Source organism: Microbulbifer sp. Q7 (assembly GCF_001639145.1).
GTDB lineage: Bacteria > Pseudomonadota > Gammaproteobacteria > Pseudomonadales > Cellvibrionaceae > Microbulbifer.
Genome location: NZ_LROY01000001.1, coordinates 699,537 through 722,657, shown reverse-complemented (window position 1 = coordinate 722,657; position 23,121 = coordinate 699,537). Strand labels below are relative to the sequence as shown.

General features: G+C 59.8%; 25 protein-coding genes. 18 read left to right on the top strand and 7 right to left on the bottom strand.

What is annotated here, in order from left to right:
- The first annotated feature begins 54 nt into the window (after positions 1–54).
- The 5 genes from AU182_RS02905 (at position 55) to AU182_RS02885 (ending at position 4,190) form a co-directional block, all read left to right on the top strand.
- A complete protein-coding gene (locus tag AU182_RS02905; protein WP_066960378.1) occupies positions 55–594 on the top strand; it encodes a biopolymer transporter ExbD in 540 nt (179 codons plus the stop codon).
- A complete protein-coding gene (locus AU182_RS02900) occupies positions 591–1,112 on the top strand; it encodes a biopolymer transporter ExbD (RefSeq protein ID WP_066960375.1) in 522 nt (173 codons plus the stop codon). The genes AU182_RS02905 and AU182_RS02900 overlap by 4 nt, the downstream gene beginning before the upstream one ends.
- Positions 1,113–1,130: 18 nt before the next feature.
- Positions 1,131–2,168, top strand: coding sequence for an AgmX/PglI C-terminal domain-containing protein (locus AU182_RS02895; protein WP_227718093.1), 1,038 nt, complete (start codon positions 1,131–1,133; stop codon positions 2,166–2,168).
- Positions 2,169–2,507: 339 nt separating this feature from the next.
- Complete coding sequence (locus AU182_RS02890) at positions 2,508–3,293, top strand: LuxR C-terminal-related transcriptional regulator (protein WP_193754275.1); 786 nt, start codon at positions 2,508–2,510, stop codon at positions 3,291–3,293.
- A gap of 93 nt (positions 3,294–3,386) precedes the next feature.
- Positions 3,387–4,190, top strand: a complete 804-nt coding sequence (locus AU182_RS02885; protein ID WP_066960366.1) for a LuxR C-terminal-related transcriptional regulator — start codon at positions 3,387–3,389, stop codon at positions 4,188–4,190.
- A gap of 353 nt (positions 4,191–4,543) precedes the next feature.
- Here AU182_RS02885 and AU182_RS02880 read toward each other — a convergent pair whose 3' ends face one another.
- Positions 4,544–4,933: a DUF2237 family protein gene (locus AU182_RS02880; protein ID WP_227718091.1), complete on the bottom strand. Its 390-nt coding sequence runs from the start codon at positions 4,931–4,933 to the stop codon at positions 4,544–4,546.
- 2 nt (positions 4,934–4,935) lie between these two features.
- Positions 4,936–5,550: a DUF2939 domain-containing protein gene (locus AU182_RS02875; protein ID WP_066960363.1), complete on the bottom strand. Its 615-nt coding sequence runs from the start codon at positions 5,548–5,550 to the stop codon at positions 4,936–4,938.
- A gap of 221 nt (positions 5,551–5,771) precedes the next feature.
- Between AU182_RS02875 and AU182_RS02870 the strand changes: the two genes are divergently transcribed.
- From AU182_RS02870 to AU182_RS02840, 7 genes are all read left to right on the top strand, one after another.
- Positions 5,772–6,524 (top strand): hypothetical protein, encoded by a 753-nt coding sequence (locus AU182_RS02870; RefSeq protein WP_066960360.1) that lies wholly within the window; start codon positions 5,772–5,774, stop codon positions 6,522–6,524.
- 112 nt (positions 6,525–6,636) lie between these two features.
- Entirely contained in the window at positions 6,637–7,401 is a 765-nt protein-coding gene (locus tag AU182_RS02865; RefSeq protein ID WP_066960357.1) for an RDD family protein, read from the top strand.
- Complete coding sequence (locus AU182_RS02860) at positions 7,398–8,405, top strand: stage II sporulation protein M (protein ID WP_066960353.1); 1,008 nt, start codon at positions 7,398–7,400, stop codon at positions 8,403–8,405. Before AU182_RS02865 ends, AU182_RS02860 begins: the two co-directional genes overlap by 4 nt.
- A complete protein-coding gene (locus tag AU182_RS02855) occupies positions 8,402–9,982 on the top strand; it encodes a DUF4129 domain-containing protein (protein WP_066960350.1) in 1,581 nt (526 codons plus the stop codon). Before AU182_RS02860 ends, AU182_RS02855 begins: the two co-directional genes overlap by 4 nt.
- A complete protein-coding gene (locus AU182_RS02850; protein WP_066960346.1) occupies positions 9,979–11,388 on the top strand; it encodes a DUF4350 domain-containing protein in 1,410 nt (469 codons plus the stop codon). The genes AU182_RS02855 and AU182_RS02850 overlap by 4 nt, the downstream gene beginning before the upstream one ends.
- Complete coding sequence (locus AU182_RS02845) at positions 11,385–12,404, top strand: MoxR family ATPase (protein WP_082859168.1); 1,020 nt, start codon at positions 11,385–11,387, stop codon at positions 12,402–12,404. Before AU182_RS02850 ends, AU182_RS02845 begins: the two co-directional genes overlap by 4 nt.
- Positions 12,401–13,741: a DUF58 domain-containing protein gene (locus AU182_RS02840; RefSeq protein ID WP_066960343.1), complete on the top strand. Its 1,341-nt coding sequence runs from the start codon at positions 12,401–12,403 to the stop codon at positions 13,739–13,741. The genes AU182_RS02845 and AU182_RS02840 overlap by 4 nt, the downstream gene beginning before the upstream one ends.
- Positions 13,742–13,904: 163 nt before the next feature.
- Here the strand turns inward: AU182_RS02840 and AU182_RS02835 are convergent, their stop codons facing one another.
- From AU182_RS02835 to cysK, 5 genes are all read right to left on the bottom strand, one after another.
- Positions 13,905–14,489, bottom strand: a complete 585-nt coding sequence (locus tag AU182_RS02835; protein ID WP_066960340.1) for an outer membrane protein — start codon at positions 14,487–14,489, stop codon at positions 13,905–13,907.
- Between the two features lie 100 nt (positions 14,490–14,589).
- Complete coding sequence (locus AU182_RS02830; RefSeq protein WP_066960338.1) at positions 14,590–14,865, bottom strand: type II toxin-antitoxin system HicB family antitoxin; 276 nt, start codon at positions 14,863–14,865, stop codon at positions 14,590–14,592.
- Between the two features lie 309 nt (positions 14,866–15,174).
- Positions 15,175–15,393 (bottom strand): hypothetical protein, encoded by a 219-nt coding sequence (locus tag AU182_RS02825; RefSeq protein ID WP_153039094.1) that lies wholly within the window; start codon positions 15,391–15,393, stop codon positions 15,175–15,177.
- A 134-nt stretch (positions 15,394–15,527) separates the two neighbouring features.
- The gene (gene cysQ, locus AU182_RS02820) at positions 15,528–16,364 is read right to left on the bottom strand and encodes a 3'(2'),5'-bisphosphate nucleotidase CysQ (RefSeq protein ID WP_066960336.1); all 837 of its coding nucleotides are present in this window, start codon (positions 16,362–16,364) and stop codon (positions 15,528–15,530) included.
- Positions 16,365–16,475: 111 nt separating this feature from the next.
- Positions 16,476–17,393: a cysteine synthase A gene (gene cysK, locus AU182_RS02815; RefSeq protein WP_066960335.1), complete on the bottom strand. Its 918-nt coding sequence runs from the start codon at positions 17,391–17,393 to the stop codon at positions 16,476–16,478.
- A 162-nt stretch (positions 17,394–17,555) separates the two neighbouring features.
- On the opposite strand from cysK, the gene AU182_RS02810 reads away from it, so the two are divergent.
- The 6 genes from AU182_RS02810 to hslO all read left to right on the top strand — a co-directional run bounded on the left by AU182_RS02810 (position 17,556) and on the right by hslO (position 22,917).
- A complete protein-coding gene (locus tag AU182_RS02810; protein WP_066960334.1) occupies positions 17,556–18,245 on the top strand; it encodes a lysoplasmalogenase in 690 nt (229 codons plus the stop codon).
- Positions 18,246–18,307: 62 nt separating this feature from the next.
- The gene (yrfG, locus tag AU182_RS02805; protein WP_066960333.1) at positions 18,308–18,970 is read left to right on the top strand and encodes a GMP/IMP nucleotidase; all 663 of its coding nucleotides are present in this window, start codon (positions 18,308–18,310) and stop codon (positions 18,968–18,970) included.
- 214 nt (positions 18,971–19,184) lie between these two features.
- On the top strand, positions 19,185–19,565 hold the full coding sequence (locus AU182_RS02800; protein ID WP_066960330.1) for an RNA-binding S4 domain-containing protein: 381 nt from the start codon (positions 19,185–19,187) through the stop codon (positions 19,563–19,565).
- A gap of 281 nt (positions 19,566–19,846) precedes the next feature.
- Complete coding sequence (locus tag AU182_RS02795) at positions 19,847–21,367, top strand: serine protease (protein ID WP_066960328.1); 1,521 nt, start codon at positions 19,847–19,849, stop codon at positions 21,365–21,367.
- A gap of 52 nt (positions 21,368–21,419) precedes the next feature.
- Entirely contained in the window at positions 21,420–21,854 is a 435-nt protein-coding gene (locus AU182_RS02790; protein ID WP_066960325.1) for a DUF4124 domain-containing protein, read from the top strand.
- A 184-nt stretch (positions 21,855–22,038) separates the two neighbouring features.
- On the top strand, positions 22,039–22,917 hold the full coding sequence (gene hslO, locus AU182_RS02785) for an Hsp33 family molecular chaperone HslO (protein ID WP_066960315.1): 879 nt from the start codon (positions 22,039–22,041) through the stop codon (positions 22,915–22,917).
- Positions 22,918–23,121 lie beyond the last annotated feature (204 nt).

Below are 23,121 nucleotides of genomic sequence, written 5' to 3'. Positions count from 1 at the left end.
GCACGTATACCAGTGTGTAACAACCGAATAAGAGTCAGATAACAAGAGAGAGCCATGGCTATCCGACGCAGGCTGGAAACCGACCCGGATCTGGACATCACCTCGTTTATGAGCCTGATGACCGTACTGGTCCCCGTATTGCTGCTGAATATGGTGTTTTCCCATATCTCCGTGCTGAACCTCAACCTGCCCGGTCTGAGCGACCCCAGTGTGGCGGATCAGAAAGAAAACCGGCAGCTGGAACTGGTGCTGCGCAAGGACTACATCGACATCAACTATCCGGCGGGAATTCGCGTAAAGCGCATTGCCAACCGGGACGGACAGCCGGATTTCAAGCTGGTGTCGGATGTATTGCAGGAGGTGAAGCGCAGCCTGCGTGAGAGGGATATCGACAAGAAAGACCTGGTAATCCTCTCTGAGCCCGGCACCCCATACCGCACCCTGGTGAGCGCCATGGATACCGCACGCTCTTTCCGCGCGGTGGTGGCCGCCTCGGTGGTGGATGCGGAACTGTTCCCGCAAATTTCCCTGGGGGATGCGCCCGTGGCAGACGCACCGGCAACAGACAATCAGCTGGCAGGCAACGGAATATGAAAGCGACGATCGGCGGAAAGCTGAAAGGGCGCAAACAGCGTCGGCACAAACAAACCAAGCTGAATCTGGTTTCACTGATGGATATTTTCACCATCCTGGTGTTCTTCCTGCTGGTGAACTCTTCGGATGTTGAGGTACTGCAGGCAGACAAGACCATCACGTTACCGGAATCCACCTCGACAGAGAAACCCGACACCACAACCGTGGTACGGGTAAATGGCGACCAGTTGCTGGTGGGCAATCGCATGATCGCGAAGGTGGCGGATATCCCCGCGGACCAGGAACAGATTCAGCCCCTGCTAAATGAACTCGAGTACCTGGCCAGCCGCGCCGAGCCGCTGCCAGAAGAAAAACAGGCAGTGGGCCGCCCGGTAACCATTCTCGGGGATGAAGAAGTGCCCTACGCGCTGCTCAAGCAGATCATGAACACCTGTGCCGCAGCGGACTATCGGGATATTGATCTCGCTGTCACGCAGACGACACCCCAGGACCCGGCCACTGCGGCCGCCGGTCGCTAACGGGAGGGGCAAAACATCATGACTACAGCCACCTTCCATTCAGCAGCTACCAGTGCACCGGGTCGAACGGCCTTGATGCCGTGGCACTACTACAACTCCACTCTGCCGTGGACGTCCAGCGAGGAAGAAGACCAGCGCTTTCAAAAATTCCTCAAGAGCGGCATCGCCGCCTTTGTGGTGGTGGGCGCCCTGTTTACGTTTATCCCCGCGCCGGAGCTGACCCGGGAGCAGGCGGAAAAACTGCCTCCGCAGCTGGCACGGGTCATCCTGGAGAAGAAAGAGCTCCCCAAACCGGTGGAGAAACCCAAACCAAAGCCGGTTGAGAAAAAGCAGGAAAAACCCAAAGAAGTTAAGCCGGAAAAACCGAAGCCCATCGAAAAGCCCAAGCCGGAGCCCATCAAAACCGTAAAGCCGAAACCGCTCAGCGAGAAGGCACCCGCCGCGGAAGTGGCCAAGGCCCGTGAGAAGGCAGCCAATAGCGGCCTGATGCAGCTTCAGGACGACCTGATGGATATGCGGGACAGCCTGGATGTGTCCGCAGTGGCCAGCGCCAACAGCCTTGCCAGTGGCGCGGCCAAGGCGCAGAAAATTGACCGCTCACTGATTAGCGACAAGTCCAAGGCGGGCAGTGGCGGCATCAATACCGGCCAGCTGAGCCGCAACACCGGTGGCTCGGCACTATCTGGTCGCGAGACCACGCAGGTGCAGGTCGCAGAAGCTACGGCAGCAGCACAATCCAGTGGCAAAGAAGCGCGAAGGGAGCGCGGCACCCGCGGTGAGGAGTCGATTCGCCAGGTCATGGAGGCCAATAAGGGGGCCATTTTTGCCATCTACAACCGCGCATTGCGCCGCGACCCGACCCTGGCCGGCAAGGTCACCGTGAAACTGGTCATCGAGGCCAATGGCACCATTTCCGCGGTGACTTTGGTCAGCAGCGAGCTGGACAGCCCGGACCTCGAGCGCAAGCTGCTGGCCCGTATCCGCCTGATCAACTTTGGCTCTGCCAACGTGGAGAAGTCCACGCTCAACTACTCCATCGATTTTCTGCCCTCCTGAGGGCAGGCGTTAGCACGCTGTGTGAAAAACCGCAGTCTCCGTTCAAAACCTGCCCGGGTATTGAACGGAGGCTGCACCGCCCTCGCCCTCGCCCTCACCCTCGCCTACAACCCACTTCAACGTCCCTTCAAAACATTCAATGCTGACTAAGCTGCACCGCTGCGGCGCGAATAGGCACATTCGTACCAAATAACATTGGAAAATGGCGTCAAAGCTGATAAAAAAGTCTCAATTGTTTTGTGATAGCAGTCACATATTCCGGGTGCCGGCGGTGTCCCTGGATCATTCGAGCCAATGCTCCCTAAATTTGGCATTAAAAACGTAGAAGGACTTCCAGGCGTGGCCGAACAGACCCCTCAGACCCAGTTGTTGAAGAACGTCTGGCAGAGCCGCAAGGCGCTGTTCGCCAAGCACCAGACCGAGCTGGGGAAGTTCAGGGTAGATGCGCTGGTTAGCTCTATTTTCAGCAATGGACCGTTTTATCACTATGTGTTTGATCTGTGTGACCTCAACCTGCTGTACTGCAGCGCGGAAGTGGAGCAGATTCACGGGCTGAAGCTGGAGTCCCTCACCTTCCAGGATATTCTCGATCAGGTGCACCCGGAGGATATGGATTTCGTCTCCCGCGCCGAGGCGACCGCCATCCGCCTGTTCCAGGATAAAATCGGCATGCACAAGATTACCGATTACAAGATTTCCTACTGCTTCCGGTTTCGCGTCAAGGACGGTGACTATCACCTGTTCAATCACCAGGCCATCGTGTTAACCACCGATCAACAGGGCAGGGTGGGCAAGGCGCTCAACGTGCATACCGACATCTCCCACCTGACCGACAGCAACAATCGTCGCCTTTCACTGATCGGAATGAATGGTGAGCCCTCCTACCTGGACCTCAGTGTCGACGGCGAAGTCACCAATCCCGTGCCTCAGCCTCCCAGATTCACCCCGCGCGAGGTGACCGTTATCCAGCGGATCGCCAAGGGCATGACCAGTGCAGAGATCGGGCGCGAATTGCTGCTCTCGGAGTACACCATCAAGAATCACCGCAAGCGAATCCTGAAAAAGGCCGGCTGCCAGAACATGAGCCAGCTGATTGCTCTGTGCATCACAGAGGGCCTTATTTAACCTGTGCAAACCGCCAGTTACCGATAAATTCGTACGCTGAAAATAACAAATGCCAACACAGGCAATAATGAAATACCGACTGGGGCTGGCCGAATGGCAGACGATGTTTTACAACCGGAAGAAATCCTGACGCAGCAGGCGTCGCCCACCATTCCCGAGCTCTTCACCAGCGGCCGCTTTGGCACACTGCATCAGCGCAGTGAGCTGGACCGCTTTGTTGCTACCGTCTTTGGATCGGGTGGCACTTTTTACTATGCCATTGATCTGTCTGTGCAGGAGCAACCGCTACAAGCAAGCCCATCTATGGAGGCCATTCTTGGCCTTGCGCCGAGTGCAACCACGATCGAGGCCATTCTCGACCGAATCCATCCGCAGGATATGACATTTGCAACGCAAGCAGAAAAAGCGGCGCTGGTAGTTCTGCAGCAAAAAATTGGTCCGCAGCAGATAAAAGACTACAAGGTCTCGTTTACCGCCAGGATGCAAACCGCCGATGGACGTTACCGCCTGTTCAATCACCAGGCGATTGTGCTGGCCACGGACAATTGCGGCACACCCGTCAGACTACTCCGTATCCACACGGATATTTCTCACCTGGCCAGTCACAATAATTACAAAGTGTCTTTGCTAAGCCTTCTCGGCGGTGAAGATTATTTAAATTTGGATGTGCCCGCCAAAGCGGAGCATTCTGCAGAGATGCACGCAAAATTCACCAGGCGGGAACTGGAAATCGTGGACCTGCTAGCCGCAGGAAAAACCAGCCTGGAGATCGCCAGGCTCATGAACATTTCTCCACATACGGTAAAGAATCACCGGAAAAACATTCTCCGCAAGGCCAACTGTAAATCCACCAGCCAGCTTGTTTCCCGATATATCAGCGAGGGAATGGGGGAGTGAGGAACGCGCAGAACGTGACCAGCACCACACGCATTATGAATAAAAAGGCGCAACCCGGTCACAGATTTTCACGCAATGCAACCATTTTGGCTTGAAAGAGCTATTGTTTGCCCGCCGCTAAACGCGCACTCTTGGTACTGAGCAGGCTGACGTCTCAATCAGGGATGCCAGCCGGTACGGACACTGCGCTCACCAACAATGTTCATCCTGTGAGTTGGTTATCAGTCGAAAGGCTGGCTCTGAGCAGGCCAGGACGGCTTGCTTCAGGGCACTTTGACTGCCGGGCTCTAGTGCCGGATTCTAGTGCCGGGCACAAAATACTACCGCTTTTTTCACCGCCTCACCGGTGGTTCCTAGTTCAAATCCACCGCGTACTGGCGCAGCAGCTCTAAAGGAACAATTTCCAGCGCGCGCTGGTGGGTGCGCTGCAGGTAAACCCGCGGCGCCATGTCCGCCTGCTGTGCCTCGAGCCAACGCGCGGCGCACAGGCACCAGCGATCGCCCGGATTCAGGCCGGGAAAACCGAACTCTTCCACCGGCGTGCTCAGGTCATTACCGCGCTCGCTGGAAAACCGCAGAAAATCCTTTGTCACCTCCACACACACCGTGTGCGACCCCATATCCTGATCATTGGTATTGCAACATCCATCGCGGAAAAAACCGGTCAGGGGATCGCGGCTACAGGGGATCAGCGCCTCACCAAAGACGTTTTTTGATTCGTGCATTTCCAGTGCTATCGCCATTGTCAAATTTCCCCGTTTTCTGTATCGATCAAAACCATATCCACCAATTGCCAGCGCCAACCATTCCGTTGCAGTGACAGTTTTACACCCGTTTCATCCACTTTGTTGCCACAGATTACCGACACGGTATTGGGCCCGCTGAAGTACCAGCGGCGCAGTTGCCAGTGATGGTCATGTTCAGCGGCTGTCGTGTCTTCGACCACTTCCTCGCGGCGCTGCGGCGGGGGCGTTTGTGGCTGCCGGCCGGTGCCGCCAAATACCCGCTCCAGATCCCGCTCGAACGCCCGCCAGTCCTTCTGCCCCTGAATCAGGTCGGCAATGCCTTGGGCGCTGATCAGCCGGTCCACCAGCGGCCCCAGCAGCAGATCAGCGCCGGCCGCAAACAGACCACCCAGATCCGGGGGGATATCTTCACCCATGGATTGCTGCAGTTTCGCTTGAATACGCGCGCGTATGTTCGCCCGCAACACCGGGAAATCTACATACCGCTCGAGTGCCGCGGTGTCTTCGTGATGGGCGGCCTCGATCAGCCGGTGCGCGGAGTACCAGGGCAACGCCGCATATACACCGCCCACTAGCACTACCGCCAGCCCGGTACGCAACAACCACTTTCCCATTCCCTTCTCACCATCGCCATCGGATAACTGGAGGCAATAGTAGCGTTGCGCCGCTCGCAATTACAGACGCTTACACCAAGGGGTTTATGACGCCAATACCCGCTGCGCCTGTGGTATTGTTGCAGGTCCTGTTGCCGATACCGGCGTATCGCAGGAGAAACCGGGTTCTGGATGTAGCACCGGCAACAATAAGGTAAAAATTAGATCAAGGAATTTCGACCATGAGTAGTGATATTTACAGCGCGCCAAAATCCGAGCTGGCGGGGGATCAGGGTGACAACCCCAAGATGGGTTCGATACCCGGTGCGCTGGCGGGGGACTATCAGGTCGCCATCGGCGATACCCTGAATGAAGCCTGGGCCAAGACCAAGGGCAACAAGGGCACCGTTTGGCTGGGTGTGCTGCTGTATTTTGTGGCCTCGATCGCCATTGCCATTGTGGCTTCACTGATTTCCGGGCAGTCCCTCACCGACCCCGAAACCAACCCGGGTATCGGCAGTATCGTGTCGGACCTGATTGTTCTCGTGGCCTCCGCACCACTGGCAGCGGGCATGATCATGATCGGCGTGAAAATCGCACGGGATGAAACAGTCTCCGGCACCGAGGTTTTCGCCCACTTTGACAAGATCCTGCCGCTGGCTCTGGGTATGATCCTGATGTACCTGCTGATCGGCATTGGATTTATTCTACTGGTGCTGCCCGGTATCTACCTGATGATCGGCTATTTGATGATGATGCCGCTGATCGTGGACAAGAATATGGGCCCCTGGCAGGCTCTGGAAACCTCTCGCAAGGCGATCACCAAACACTGGTTCCCGGTATTTGGGTTCTTTATCGTTATTGCGCTGCTGTATATCGCGGGTTTCCTGGCGCTGTTGATTGGCCTGATCTGGGCTATTCCAACCCTGAGCATTGCCTACGGCATCCTGTACCGCAATATGTTTGGCGGCCATGAAGCCAATCCGGAAATTTGATTTTCCCACCGGTATAAAGGCGGACTTCTTCTGCCTTTATGCCGGCGTTCATTTTGCAAAAGCCAAAGATTCTCTGCCGCCCAAGCGGTAGCTCTGCCCGATGCACAAGACTATGCCAGCCACGTCCCAAATAGCGGCCGATATCCAGGGTCTCGACACCCTGTTCGAGATCGAAACGCCAGAAGGGATCGACCTCACCTCCCGCGTTGCGGGGCCTTTGCCGCGTATACTCGCCTACTCCGTGGACCTGTTCTACCGCACGCTGATTCTGCTGATCCTCGGTATAGCAATGAGCGTGGCCGGCGATGCGGGTGTGGGCATGTGGCTGCTGGTGTCGTTCTTGCTAGAGTGGTTCTACCCGGTTTTGTTTGAGGTGTTGCGCGGTGGACAAACCCCGGGCAAGCGCGCGTTTTCCATTGCAGTGATCAACGACAACCTCACCCCCATCGGCTGGGGGCCGTCGATCATGCGCAACCTACTGCGGTTCGCAGACTTCCTGCCATTCGGCTACTTCGCCGGTATTATCAGCATGACCTGCAGCCGGGATTTCCGGCGCCTGGGCGACCATGCCGCTGGCACCCTGGTGGTGTACCGGGAATCCCCCGCGGCATCCACCGATTTGCCCGCGGTGCCGCCGGTGCCCCCACCCCGGGGGCTGGCACTGGAAGATCAGCAGGCCATCGTAAGCCTCAGCCAACGTCACCGCGCACTGAGCCGCCCGCGGCAACAGGAGCTGGCAGACCTGCTGCAGCCGATCACCGGCAAAACCGGTGACGCGGGGCTCGGCCGGTTATACGGTATTGGCCGCTGGCTGCTTGGCGAACGTGCCGCAGAAGAGGTTGCGCCGCGCGCAACAAGACAGGCAGGTGACCAGTGAAGCAACGGGATTTCGAGCAGCGCCACCAAAACCTGTGGCTACAACTTGAAAATACACTCGCCGGCTACCGCAAGCATGCGGTGGTAACAACCACCCAGCAGGCGGACGTGGACGACCTGCCGGCCAGTTACCGGCGGCTGTGCCAGCACCTCGCAGTGGCGAAGGAGCGACAGTACACCAGCCAGCTGATAGGCCGCCTCAACCAGCTGGTGATGGACTGCCACCAGCGGCTCTATCGGCAGGAGCCGGTTTCCAGAAGCCGCTGGCTCGATTACCTGTTTGCCGGCTTTCCCCAGGCCCTGCGCCAGCAGGCGCGCTTCGTGTGGCTCGCCTGTGCGCTGTTTCTCGCCCCCGCACTGGTGATGGGCTTTGGCAGTTACTCGAACGACGCGCTGATTTACGCGGTGATGTCGCCGGAGCAGGTGCTGCAAATTGAATCCATGTACGACCCGGCCAACCGGGTGCTGGGGCGTGAACGCGGATCAGACACCGACCTGCAGATGTTCGGGTTCTATATCAAGAATAATATCGGTATCGCCTTCCGCACCTTTGCTGCAGGCATACTGTTCGGGCTGGGCTCCATCTTTTTCCTGGTGTTCAACGGATTATTTCTCGGTGCGATTTTCGGCCACATCACCCGCGTGGGATTTGTGTCCACCTTCTATCCGTTTGTTATCGGTCACGGCGCTTTCGAACTGACCGCCATTGTGTTTGCCGGCGCGGCCGGGCTGCACCTGGGGCACTCCCTGATCAACCCCGGCAATCAGCGCCGCCGGGATTCCCTGCGCGGGGCCGCGCGTGAGTCAATGAAAATAATGTACGGCACCTTCCTGATGCTGGTGATCGCCGCCTTCCTCGAAGCCTTCTGGTCGTCGAGCACCCAGGTGAGCATTGCGGTGAAGCTCGCGGTGGGGAGTTTTTTCTGGCTACTGGTCATCAGCTACTGCGTGTTTGCCGGGCGCTCTCAGCGACCCAGCCCCGCCATCGCTGGAGGTAAACCTTGAACCTCGACCGTCTCGCCGTGCGCGCACGACCGCGCTCCGGCTGGGAGTCGGTTGACCTCGGCATCCTGCTCGCGCGCCCGCTGTGGTGGCAACTGGCGGCACTCTGGTTGCTGCCGGCCGCTGCCCTGTTTTTACTGCTGGGGCTCATCTTTCCGGGCAGCCCAAACTGGGTAATTTTTGCGGTCTGGTGGATGAAGCCGGCGTTTGAGCGGCTGCCGCTGCTGGTGGCAAGCCGCAAGCTGTTCAACGAACCCATGCGTAACCGCGCAGCGTTGGCACAGTTTCGCGCTGCCAATCGCCACGACTGGCTTGCCTGGCTGACCTGGCGACGACTCAGCTTTACCCGCGCCTTCGATCTACCGGTGACGGTGCTGGAGCATGCACAGGGAAAGACACGCGCGACCCGCATCGCCCTGCTGCACCGCAATGCCGCCAGTACCGCCAGCTGGCTGCATATCGTCGGTGTGCATGTGGAAATGATCCTGGTGATGGGCCTTGCGGCCTTGTTTTACCTGATGCTGCCGGCACAGCTGGAGATTGACTGGATACCCCTCGTCAGCGACAACAGTGTGCTGTCTGCCTGGATCGCCAATGGCCTCACCCTGCTGGTGATGGCCGCGGTCGCGCCGTTTTATGTGTGTGGCGGGTTCATGCTGTATATCGGCCGGCGCGTTGAGTTGGAGGCCTGGGATATCGAAATCCAGTTCCGAAAATTGCGCGCCCGTCTCGACGCACAGCAGAAACGCCCGCGCAAAGCCCCCACTACCCGCGCCGCGACCGTCGCATCGCTCGCCTGCGCTGTGACCCTGGTATGGATGAGCGCAATGCTCGTACCACAGCCGGCGCACGCGGATATCGTCACCCCCGGCCAGGCAGAAACCGTGATCGACGAGGTGCTGGCAGACGAGGATTTTCACCAGCGCGAGCAGGTCAGCCACTGGCGCTTGAAAACCTTTGAATCCCGCGAGTATCCCATCCCCGCCTGGTTTATCGCGTTTATCGAGTGGCTGGAAGGGCTGGGCGGTGATGAAGAGGTTGGCAGCGAGAGCGCATTCTGGCCCTTGCTCGCCGGTATTATTGAAGTGCTGCTGTGGACCACGGCCATCGCCCTCGTGGCCTACTTGCTGTGGCGTTACCGCGATCACCTGCGCGCACTGCTCGGCTACCGCGCACCGGAGCAGGCCGCCGCGCGTCCGCACCCACAAACCCTGTTCGGGCTGGATGTGCGCCGCGAGAGCCTGCCGGAAGATGTGACCCGCGAGGTACTGGCTCTGTGGCAGGCCGGCCACCAGCGCGACGCCATGGGGCTACTGTACCGCGCCAGCCTGTCGAACCTGATCTCGCAATTCGATTGCGCCTTCCGCGATCACCACACGGAAGCGGAGTGTGCACAACTGGTGCGGGATGAAGCCGGGCAGGACCCGCGTTTGCAGCCGGCACTTGTGCATTTTTTCAGCCAGCTTACCGCTGTCTGGCAGCGCCAGGCTTACGCACATCAGCCACCTGCGCGCGCGCAACTGGAATCCCTGTGCACACAGTGGCAACAGGTTTTCCGTGAGCGGGAGGCAGCATCGTGAAACTGAGCCGGCTCGCTATCTTCATCACCCTGCTGCTGGTCGCCGTTGCCAGTGGCCTGTTTTTGGTTTTTTTCGAGCGACACACCGAGGAGGTGGATCGCGGGTTTGGCCCCGAGGCACGGCGCAACCCCTATCTCGCCGCTCATCGCTTCCTCGACCGGGTCGGCATTCACCATCGCCGCGCCGACAATATTTCCGTGCTCGCCACCCTTAACGACGGCGATGCCCTGTTTCTCGCCAGCTCCAGCCAGATCTACAATGCTGATCGCCTGCGCGAATTCTTGGACTGGATCGAATCCGGTGGCCACGCCATCGTCATCGCCCACCAGGGCACCGGCGACCACGAGCAGGATCTGTTGCTGCAGGCTCTGGAGCTGGAAGTCACCGAGGGCGACCTGGATCTCTACTTTAACCGGCAACTGCGGGAAGTATTCGGCGAAGAGGCCAGTGAGCTGCAGGGCAAAACGGTGAGTGAACTCATGCGCGAGCACAACCGCAAACTCCGCGCAGAGCAACGCAGCAACGGTGACAGCGGTGGCAACGGCAACGATAAGAGCGAACACAGCAGCGCGCCGCAGGAGGGAGCCGCATCCTTCGAAGCTTCGTCTGCTGGCTCCGAGCCGCACGACGCTCAGCCACACGAAGCGGAGCCGCGCAACCCGGATATCGACCCCGAGCGCCTGATCAACCTCACCAGTGACGGTGGCAGCAGCTACGCGCTCTATTTCAATCCACGCACCGCGCTCACCCACGAAATGATGGGCCAGACCAGCGATGTCGATGTAGACGGAGAGCCTCTGCACTGGGTGGCATTCCAGAATATTCCCACCCTGTCACCGCTGGTGTACTACGAGCGTGGCCGCGGCCGACTGACACTGATGACCGACGGCAGCCTGTGGCAAAACGATCGTATCGGGGAATTTGACCACGCCTATTTTCTCGCCCATCTAGTCGGCGAGCGCGACCTGGTGATGGTCACCCGGCCGCGCTTCGACACGCTGGGCACCCTGATTCAGCGCTATGCCCTGGAACTGCTGGTTGCCGGGCTACTCGCACTGGCGGCGTGGATCGCCAACCGCAGCCGGCGCTTCGGACCGCTGGCACTGGCGCCCGCCAGGGAGCGGCGCTCCCTGCTGGAACACATCCGCGCCTGCGGACAATTTTACTGGCGCCAGAACCGGGGTGAGCGGCTGTTCGAGCGCGCGCGTACGCCGCTGCGTACAAAGCTCAGCGGAAGCCGCCCGTGCGATGGCACAGAACAGCAACAAGTTGCTGCCTCTGTGGCAGAAAAAACCGGCCTCGCCGCAGCAGAAATCATCCACACCCTGTGGGGGCCCGCACCCCGCACTCAGGAAGACTTTACCGCGCGCCTGCGCAGCATTCAGATCATTGAGGCCGCCCTATGAGCGAAACCACTCTGGAAACAACACCCGCCCATCACGCAGACACTCGCCCCGCTGGTGTCGATCACTGGCAGCGTGCCAGCGACCAGGTCAACACCTTGCGCGCACGTATCAACCAGGTGGTTATCGGCCAGCAACCGGTGGTGGATCAGGTGCTGATCGCACTGCTCGCCGGCGGCCACGTATTGCTGGAAGGAGTACCTGGGCTCGGTAAAACCCTGCTGGTGCGAAGCCTGGCGCGCGGCTTTGGCGGTGCATTCCGTCGCATCCAGTTCACCCCCGACCTGATGCCCGCGGATGTCACCGGCCACGCCATTTACCACATGGCAGAGAGCCGCTTCGAAGTGCGCCGCGGCCCGGTGTTCACCAACCTGCTGCTGGCCGACGAAATTAATCGCGCGCCGGCCAAAACCCAGGCGGCGCTGCTGGAAGTCATGCAGGAGCATCAGGTCACCATCGACGGCGAAACCCATGCCACCCCCCGACCGTTCATGGTGCTCGCCACCCAGAACCCGGTAGAACAGGAAGGTACCTATCCACTGCCGGAGGCTGAACTGGACCGGTTTCTGCTCAAGGTCCTGATTGATTTCCCCAGCCAGCAGGCGGAAGAACAGCTTGCGGCCGCCGCCAGCGGCGGTCATATCGAGCGCACCCTGCGGGACTCGGTACAGCCGGTGTTTGACGCCGATGCACTGCAACAACTGCAGGCGCTGGTACCGCAAATCCAGGTGGATCAACAGGTGCTGGCGTACGCCGTGCGCCTGGTACGGGCCACCCGGGAATCCTCGCAGTTGCGCCGCGCCGCCGGGCCGCGCGCCAGTATCGGCCTGATCCTCGCGGCCCGCGCGCACGCCCTGCTGCAGGGACGTGACTTCGTGCTGCCGGACGACATCAAGGCCATGGCTATCCCCGTGATGCGCCATCGGGTCGCGGTCTCCCCAGATATGGAGATCGACGGCGAAACTGCCGATTCGGTGCTGAGCCAGATCATCGAATCCGTGGAGGCCCCGCGGCTGTGAAGCCCTCGCCACTGCTCATCCGCTTGCTGCTGATTGCCGCCGCCTGTGCCCTGCTGGTCAGCGCCGCGCGCATCTGGTGGCCGGCGGCCGCGGGATTGCTCAGCAGTGCCTGGTGGTTTGGATTGGCCGCGCTGACACTCGCTGCGCTGCTGGACTTTGCCACCGGGCGACACATAGATGGCCTCAGCGATGGCCTCAGCGGGCACCGCCACCTGCCGGGCAATCTCGCCCTGGGTGTGGAGCAGGTGATCGGTGTGCGGCTGCACAACCGCGGTACCCGTCCACTTAGCCTGCTGGTATCCGACCAGCTCCCCGCGCAGCTGCGCAGCAGCGACTTACCCCTGCGGGTTATGCTCAACCCGGGCCAGGATATTCACACCCACTACCACGCCACGCCGGTGCAGCGTGGGCGCGCGGGTTTCGGGTATCTGGAACTGCTCGCCAGTTCGCCGTGGAAATTGTGGCAACGCCGGGTGCTGCTTGGGGAACCGCAGGAGGTCAAGGTCTACCCGAACTTCCTCGGCATCTCCTCGCTGCAGGCATTATCCACCGAGCAATCCCTGCGCTATCTGGGCGTACACCAGCAACAACGCCGCGGCGAAGGTCTGGATTTCCGTCAGCTGCGGGAGTACCGCCGTGGCGACAGCCAGCGCCAGGTGGACTGGCGGGCCAGCGCGCGTATGCAGAAGTTGATCAGCCGGGAGTATCAGGACGAACGGGACCAGGAAATCATTTTCCTGCTGGACTGTGGCCGGCGTATGCGCGCGCGAGATGGCGAGCTGAGCCATTTCGACCACGCACTGAACGCGCTGCTGCTGTCTGCCTACGTGGCCATTCGCCAGGGCGATGCGGTTGGCCTGCAGTGTTTCGCCGGCACGCACAGCCGCCTGCCACCGGTGAAGGGCGAGGGTGGTATCAACCTGCTGCTAAACCACGTTTACGACATCCACTCCGGCACCGCACACAGTGATTACACCGCCGCCGCCGAACAGCTTTTGGCTCGTCAGCAGCGGCGCGCACTGGTCATCCTGCTGACCAATGTGCGGGACGAAGACAGCGAAGACCTGACCAGCGCCGTGCAACAGCTTTCCCGCCACCATCTGGTGATGGTGGCCTGCCTGCGGGAGCGCGCGCTGGATCAACTGCTGGAACAGCCGGTAGCGGATTTCGACAGCGCACTGCTGTACAGCGCGGGGCGCGACTTCAGTGCGTGCCGCGAGCGCCTGCTGCAGCAATTGCGCGCGCGCAACACCATTCTGGCGGACGCCCTGCCATCGGAGATGCATCTGTCGCTGGTGGAAGCCTACTGGCAATTGAAACGCAGCGGCCGCTTGTAGCCGCGCGACCGCATGACTCTGTGACTGCGTAATGGAGGAATGCAACCGGCAAAGGAGAACCGGGGAGGGGGAAGTGGTGCGAGCGGGTGCCCGGACCGGGGCGTGCGGGAGTAACACCCTGTCCGGCGCCACTTCAGCGCCGGGTGGCATTTACCCCAGGCGGTTAAAACCGATAACTGAAGTTGACGGTGAGCGTGCGCATATGACCGAAGTTTAAGCGCACATCGGACACGCCATCGTTGACCCACAAACGGGCATCCACGTCGTTGTAGTTGTATTCGATGGAGGTATCAAAGTCCTGGGTCCACTTGTAGCGGTAACCCACGCCAGCGTTCCAGTAGTTGTCATCCGTGTCGTCATCGATCACATACAGGACATCGCGCTTTTCAATGGTGTCGACGTCGAAATTACCATAGTTCCAGCCCACCATCCAGTAGAAGCACTGCACGTCACAGGTCATGGTGAAATCGACCTTGGCGCCAATACCCCACTGGTCCACGGAAATACTGCCGTCGTCAAAACCGGTATAGCGCAGCTCTACCTGCCAGATACCCGCATCCGGGGTCACGCCGATACTGGCATAACCGGCAAAATCCTGTTCATCGTTGATTTGCAGTTCGCCGACGCCCAACCCAACCGTGCCGACGATGCGATATTCACCGTTGCAGTAGCCGTCGATGGGATTGTTCCACTGGGCCAGTGCGGCACTGGAAGCGAACAGAGCCAGAAGGAATACCAGGCCTTTCATTGTCACCGTCCTTGGTTTCTCAATTCGGAATTTTTCTTAGGGTTCTCAAACCCTGTTGTCACTCGATGGAAGCGGGTGGTGGAGACTGCGCTCACGCCATTTAAGGTTTCGGGCTCATCGCATTTTGCTCGATGTCGATGATTGCCCAGACGCCGCCGGCAAACGCAGGATTTTTTCGCAGCAAATCCAGCTCGCCCGCTTGTGGTGGTGGATCGCCGGCGGCTTGCAATTCATCCAGTCGATCCACAATGGTTTCCGCCATTTTTTGCAGCGCGCCTTCGAGCGTTTCGCCCTGGCAATGGCAGTGCGGTAAATCCGGCGCGATGGCACCGTAACCGGCAAATTCGATGTTGTGGACCACGACCGGATAGCGCATGGGGATTTCTCTTTTCAGTTAACTTTTATCCCACCAAGCGTAGACCCAATTGCCAGAAAAAGAACAAAATTCTCGGGCAGGGAAATATTTACGCGACGTTTAGCGGCATCGTTCCGATTTTGCGTTTTTTCACAGTCCACGTAAAAAGACGAACATGGCGGTAATCGCCAGATACGCCACCGACGCAGCTGTCTCGTCGGTGAAACTTCGAGGATGAAGCTTCGAGGGTAGAAGTTTCATGGGTGAAATTTTGGGACCGCGAGGGTGCCCGCTTGCGCGGTTATCGCAAGAGTGCCGGTGGGTCGAGAATCAGCGGGGAATTCGCCCGAGGAGGGCGCGGCGGGAAAAAATCATTTCCCGGTAGGTCTGGACGAGAGAGAGGTCAATCGACTCATGCGCCCCCTGCAGTTCCTGCATTTGCCGGGACAGCCAGGTAATCTCGATTTCCAGGCGATGGCGCAGGTGGCGGGTTTCCAGCTCGCTGATATTCACATGCGAACATCTGGCGGGGCTTTGAGCTCTGGTCATAGGCGTCGCCTCTCAATCGCTTGGCCAATTCCTGAAACAGGGTGGCGCATTGGATGGCGTCGGCCGTCGTCAAAAGCAACACGACGACCGAGGCATAAGGTTAAGCCTAGACCATATTGGGGACTTTGCCGGACTCAGCCCAGCAGCAGGGATTTCCAGTCGAAGCTGCGATCGCCAATCACATAGAAAAACGGGTTCAGCAGCGCTTCCTTCTGGTTGTAACGCAACAGCGCGAACTGGTCATCCACCACCGTACCGCCGGCGGCTTCCACCACCGCCTGGGCGGCAGCGGTATCCCATTCGCAGGTGGGCGCGAGGCGCGGATAGAGGTCTGCAGCGCCCTCTGCCACCAGGCACAATTTCAGCGAGCTGCCCATATTCTTGAGCGCGGTCTCGCCCAGGCTGCCCTCGATACGCGACAACAGGGTATCGACGGCACCGGCACCGTGGCTGCGGCTGGCCACGACTTCGATCGGCTGCTTGGATTCCAGACGCGGCTTCATGCTGCGCACGGAGATGGAGGTTTCTCCAGCGCTGTCGCGCTTGAACGCACCGAGGGACTTGGCCCCGGCGTAGGTGATATCCAGCACCGGCACATGCACCACCCCCAGTACCGGCTCGCCCTGTTCGATCAGCGCCACATTGACGGTGAACTCGCCGTTGCGGCGGATAAATTCCTTGGTGCCATCCAGCGGGTCAATGATCCAGTAACGCTGCCACTGGCTGCGCTCCTCGAAGGAAGGCATTTCGCCCTCTTCCGACAATACCGGAACGCCCGGCACGAGGGCTTCCAGCGCCGGCGCGAGAATTTTGTGCGCCGCAAGATCCGCCGCGGTAACCGGGGAATCGTCAGATTTGGTATCGACTTCGATATCGCCGTTGGCGTTGTACACTTCCAGAATGGCCTCGCCGGCAGTAACCGAAACAGCGATGACCTTATTCAGCAGTTCCCTGCTCACTACATTTTCCATGATTCCCCCACTAAGCACTGATACGTATCGAAAGACGATTGAAGCGGGAGATTATACGCAGCTCGCGGCGGAATTTGTTGCCGGATACCGCCGCCAGCTCCGGTCAGCGGATCAGGCGCTGAACAGATCCTCAATGGAGAGGTAACGCTCGCCGGTATCGTAGCTGAACACCAGCACGCGGCTGCCCGCTGGCAGATCGCTCTCCCGCTGCTTGAGCGCTGCCAGGGAAGCGCCGGAGGAAATGCCCACAAAGATGCCCTCTTTGAGGGCGCACTGGCGGGCCATTTCAAAGCTGTCCTCTTCGGTCACGGGGATGGTGCCATCCAGCACCTCCCTGTTGAGCACCTCCGGCACAAAGCCGGCACCAATGCCCTGCAGCCGGTGCATCCCTTTTTCCTTGCCGGCAATCACCTGGGATTTTTCCGGCTCCACCGCGTACACCTTCAGGTTGTCCATGGACGCTTTCATCACTTCGGCACAGCCGGTGATGTGGCCACCGGTGCCCACTCCGGTAATCATGTAGTCGAGGCCCTCCGGGAAATCGGCGAGGATTTCCCGCGCGGTGGTATTTCGGTGGGCGCTGACATTGGCGGGGTTGGTAAATTGCTGGGGCATCCAGCTATTGTCGTGTTGCGCGAGAATTTCCTCGGCCCGGGCAATGGCACCCGGCATACCATTTTCCTTGGGAGTGAGCACCAACTCCGCACCCAGCGCCTTCATGATCTTGCGCCGTTCGACGGACATGGATTCCGGCATGGTCAGGATCAACCGGTAGCCCTTCACCGCGGCAACCATGGCGAGGCCGATACCGGTGTTACCGGAGGTGGGCTCGACAATCACCCCGCCGGGCTTGAGCGCACCACTGGCTTCCGCATCCTCGATCATGCTCAGGGCAATCCGGTCCTTGATACTGCTGCCGGGGTTGAAGCGCTCCACCTTCATCCACACCTCGATATCATCCCGAAACAGGTGATTGAGTCGCACATGGGGGGTATTGCCGATGGTTTCGAGAATGTTATTAGCCTTCATCTGTCGCTCCGTGAAGTGATGGTGTGGTCAGTATTGTTATCGCCTGTCGGGGGATTGCAAGCCAGTCGATTGAACCGCCAGCCGCTTTGACGAATACTCGGGGAAGCATACTCGCAAGATCGACAAACCCGAACATCCAGAACAATAAATCCGGAGAACACTATGTCCGACACCGCGATGACCACACCGCCTGAGGCCTCCCTGCCGCGCCTCGCTCCCGCCGCACTGTTCGCTGCTGGCTGCATCCTGTATATGGCCCTGGACGCATCGGGCGTGGAAGCCCTGTGGATGGCGGCGTTGAAAATTGTGCCGATCGCCATCCTGATGTGGCTCGCGGCGCAGTCCCTCACCGGCGGCACGCGCACACTGACTCTCGCCGCATTGGCGCTGTCCGCCACCGGCGATGTACTGCTGGCGGTGCCTTTCGACAACCATTTTGTGTTCGGTCTGGGTGCCTTTTTACTGGCACAACTGACCTATGCGGGCAATTTTCTGCGCGCCGCCGAGTTTGGCAGCCGGCACTTTGCACTGCGCGGGATTGCGGTGGTGGTGGCGGCACTGTTTCTGGCCGGGCAGGTCTTACCGGGAGCCGGGGCGCTGGCGATGCCGGTGGCGTTCTACATCATCGCCATCGTGGTTATGGCGCTGTCTGCCGCCGCCCACCGCAGTGGTTCGTCCCTGCTATTTGCCGGTGCGGTGACGTTTATGGTGTCGGACGCGCTGATCGCCATCAACCGGTTTGTCGACCCGATTCCCCTGGCGGGGACCTGGATTATGCTGACCTACTACGGCGCGCAGGCACTGCTGGTGATTGGCCTGGTGCGCGCGGATTTGGTGCTGCGCCGGGCTTGAGGGCATAATGGCCGGCCATTTTTTGTGCAATTGCGGGCCTGAGCCCGCGGAATAGGTTGGATATGCTGGACTGGAGCCGGATCGATACGGTGCTGCTGGATATGGATGGCACCCTGCTGGATTTGCATTACGACAATCACTTCTGGATGGAACATCTGCCGCAGCGCTATGCGGAGGCGAATGATATCTCCCTGTCGGAAGCGCAGCAGCTGGTGATCCGCATGACCGACGAGTTGCGGGGCACCCTGGACTGGTACTGCCTGCGCTACTGGTCCGATGTGCTGAAGCTGGATGTGCTGGCGATCTACCGTGAAATCGAGGATCGCATCGCGGTGCGCCCGCACACCGACCACTTCCTGCGCAGTCTGCGCACGATGCAAAAGCGGGCGCTACTGGTGACTAACGCCCATCCTGATGGGTTGAGCCACAAGCTGGCCATTACCGGCATCGACCAGTGGCTGGACGAAATCGTTTCCTCCCACGACCTCGGCCACGCCAAGGAGAGTTCACTGTTCTGGCACTCGCTGCAGGAGCGCCAGCCATTCGACCCGTCGCGCACCCTGTTTGTGGATGACAACCTGCACGTACTGGGTGCGGCGCGGGAATACGGTATCGAACACCTGCTGTGCATCCGCCAGCCAGACAGTAAGAATCCAGCACGGGAGATTACCGAGTTCCCGGCGATTCATGACTTTGATGAGATTGTTGGGCCCCGGGAACGCTGAGCCCAGCTAAGTGCTACTAGGAAGTTCCGTGGCGGAAGAGTGCCGGGTGCGGGTTTTCAGGACCGCTGTGTATACATCCCTGTACGCTGCGTCGGCGGCGTCCATGCCGCCGACGCTCCTGAAAACCCGCACCCGGCACTCTGCCTTCACATCAACTATTTACTTCGGAATAATCCATTGGTCTTTTCACGTTCATCATTGATGTAGGGTTTTGATGGAAAAAGTACGTATCGACAAATGGCTGTGGGCCGCACGCTTTTTTAAAACCCGCAGCCTTGCCAAGCAGGCTATCGAAGGCGGCAAGGTGCATGCCGAAGGCCAGCGTGTAAAAGCCAGCAAGGAAATCGCGACCGGCACCCTGCTGACCATTCGCCAAGGCTGGGATGAAAAAGTGGTGGAAGTGATCGCCCTCTCCGACCAGCGCCGCGGTGCCGACATTGCGCAGACGCTGTACCGGGAAACCGAGGACAGCATCGCCAAGCGGGAACAGTTTGCCGCGGACCGCAAGGCCAACAACGCAAACATTTCCCACGAACGCCCCAACAAGAAACAGCGACGACAAATCCACCGATTTATCCGGGAGTCGCAGGACTGACTTCAAACAAATCCAAAACTCCTAACGAAGTATCAATCTCAGAATTGAAGCCCGGGCGCTGGGTGGAGCTTTTCAGGAGCGTCGGCGGCATGGACGCCGCCGACGCAGCGTACAGGGATGTACTCGCAGGGGGGCGCCTAGCTCGGTCCTGAAAAGCTCCACCCAGTGTCCGGGCGCCACCATGGGCCCGACGGAGCGCCGATACAACTAACTCCCGCCCGGAGCATTTACCGGCCAAAGTGCTAAACTGCCCAAAACCAACGAATAACCAAGACGCCGCGATGAAACTCCTGCTGAAATTCTGCCTGCTGATCCTCTGCTTCTCCCAGCTCGCCCACGGCGACAGTCGTGAACGGGAGCAGCTAAAGCGCTCGATCATCAAGATCTACACCACCGCCGCCGCCCCAGACTATTTCAATCCCTGGGCCCTGCTCAACGCCCAGCAGCTGTCCGGTTCCGGCGCGGTCATCAAAGGCCAGCAGATTCTCACCAACGCCCACGTCATCGCCAATGGCAGCTTTATCCAGGTCCAGCGCCACGGCGATGCGCAGAAGTTTCGCGCCAGGGTGAAGTTCGTATCCCACGACGCCGATCTCGCGCTGCTGGTAGTGGAAGACGAAAGCTTTTTCGACGACACCCGCCCGCTGGCCCTCGGCGAACTGCCGGACCTGCAGGAAGAAGTCACCGTGTACGGGTATCCAATCGGTGGCAAATCCCTCTCCATCACCCGCGGTGTGCTGTCGCGGGTAGAGCACCAGTATTACGCCCACGCCGAAAGCTACCTGATGGCCGGCCAGATCGACGCCGCCATCAACCCCGGCAACAGCGGCGGGCCGGTGATTTCCGACGGGCGCATTGTCGGCGTAGCCATGCAGACCAACCACAGCAAGGGCGCGGAAAACCTGGGCTATTTCGTGCCGCCCAGTGTCATCAGCCACGTGCTGGAAGATGCCGAAGACGGCGTGCACCAGGGGTTCCCCGAACTCGGTGCGGTGACCCAGAGCCTGGAAAGCCCCTCCATGAAAGCAGCCGCCGGCCTGAGCGAAGACCAGCAGGGCGCGCTGGTGGTGCGCGTGTTTGAGGATGCCCCGGCGGCGCTGGTGCTGCAGCCCGGCGATGTACTGCTGCAGGTGGACGGCTTCGATGTGGCCGCCGACCGCACCATCGAGTGGCGCCCGAACCAGCGCACCAACTACCACTACGCGGTGGATCAGTATCACGTTGGCGACCGGCTGCCGGTGCGTATCGCCCGCGACGGCGAAATCCTCGAGGTCGAAATCACCCTCGCGGCCACCCCGCCGTCGCGCTCGCTGGTACAGGGCGAGAAGTTCGACCAGCGCCCGCGCTATTACATCTACGGCGGCGTGGTGTTTGTGCCATTGAACATGAACCTGATCAAACGCTGGGGCAACAACTGGCACTCCAAGGCCCCCATCGAATACCTGTACGCACGCAACCAGTGGTCCAGCCCGGAGCAACAGGAACTGGTGGTGGCGCTCAAGGTACTGCCGGCACCGGTCAACCTCGGTTACCACGACTGGAAGAACTGGATTATCGAGTCGGTCAATGGCGAGAAAATCAGTGACTTCCAGCAGTTCGCCGAGCTGATGGAATCCTCCCAGGCAGGCTATGTGGATATGCGAGACAGCGCCGGCTACCGCATGGTGCTGGACGCCGCCGCCGCCGGAGAACAGCAGCCGTTTATCCTGCAGACCTACCAGATTCCCGAGCGCCACTCACAGGGGCTGTTCAGCACCCTGGCAGAGCGCGATGCGCAGGAAGCCCTGGGGCAGGTGCCGTAGCCGGCATCGCAGCGGCGATCATTCACACAACAGGAGTTTCGGGGGGACACGGATGCCGGGCAGATTGTTGATTCTGGGCCTTGCCCTGCTGGCGGCAAATGCCGGTGGCGGGGAGCTATACCGCTGGGTGGATGCCGATGGCAAGGTGCACTTCGGTGACCGTCCGCCACAGGAGGCTCAGGCGGAGTCCCTTGATAACAAGCTGAAACCCATCAACAGCGCCGAGCCCACCCGCCAGCAGGGTTTCCCTAACCGCCGCGGCGCCGAGCAGATCGAACAGGATTACGCCAAGCGCAAGCAGAAGGAGCAGCACAAGCTCCAGCGGCAACAGCAGCAGGCCTGTGCCCGCGCGCGCAAGCAACTCAACATCCTCAAGGGGCCGGTGTACTTCGTGGATGCCGATGGCAACGAATCCACCATCAGCGAGCGCCAGCGGGTGATCGAGGCGCGCAAGCTGGAACAGCAGATCCACCAGCACTGCGGCTAGCCGGGGCCACCCGCTGACCATCGGCCGCCCGGGGGCACTATCCTGTATGTCCTGCCCTGCAAGACCTGGCCTGCAAGACCAGCCCTACAAGAACTGGCCTGCAAGACTTGGGTAAAGGGGCGCGACAGGGTGGGCAACAGGCACTAAAATCGCCCTCCCCAGATTTTCAGTGAGGCAGTCACTCATGTCGGACCAGTTGGAACGCTTCATCTTCTCCAAGCACGATATTCGTGGCCAACTGGTCACGCTGACCGATGCCTACCGGGAAGTGCTCGAGCACAACCCCTTGCCGCAACCGGTGCAACGGCTGCTGGGCGAGTTCCTCGCTGCTGCCTGCCTGCTTTCCACCACCCTCAAGTTTGACGGCCTACTGATGTTGCAGGCCCGCGGAGAGGGGGATGTACCACTGCTGGTGGCCGAGTGTACCCATCACAGCGATGTGCGCGGCCTGGCGCGTGTGGCCGAGGGTGTGGAGATTGCCGAGGGCGCCACCCTGCGCGAGCTGGTGGGCGATCGCGGCGCTCTGGTAATCACCGTGGACCCACAGCAGGGCGAACGCTACCAGGGCATTGTGCCGCTGGAGAAAGACACCTTGGCGGAGTGCCTGGAAGACTACTTTACCCAGTCGGAGCAGTTGCAGACCCGCTTCTGGATCGAATCCAGCGCCGATACCGTGGGCGGCATCATGCTGCAGGTGCTGCCGGGTAATAACGCCGCCACCGAAGTGGAGAACGAGGACGCCTGGGAAACCGGTGTCCACCTGGCCTCCACCGTCACCGCCGACGAGCTGCACAACCTGCCCCACGAAGAGCTGCTGGTGCGGCTGTTTCACCAGATGGAACCGGCCAGTCTCGGCACCGCCAATATCCGCTTCAAGTGCAGCTGCACCAACGAGCGCAGCGCCCGTGCACTGATCGCCATGGGCCCGGAAGAGGTTTATCAGCTGCTGGAAGAGCAGGGTGGGGAAATCACCGCGGACTGCCAGTTCTGCAACAAGACCTACCGTTTTGACCGCGACATGATCGAAGCCCTGTTCAATGCCCCCCCACACACCCTGCACTGAACGACACATGCCCAAATAAACAAAAGCGCGCCACTCGGCGCGCTTTTTTATGTCTGCGCGGCTACCCGCACACCCCGCCCATCCCCAGGACGCTGACTGTAGTAAAAACTACAGAACACCCAATATTCCCCAAAATTATGAAGTAAAAAAACTACATCATCATTTTGAATAAATTTAAGTGAAAAATTTCCCTCACAAAGCGAA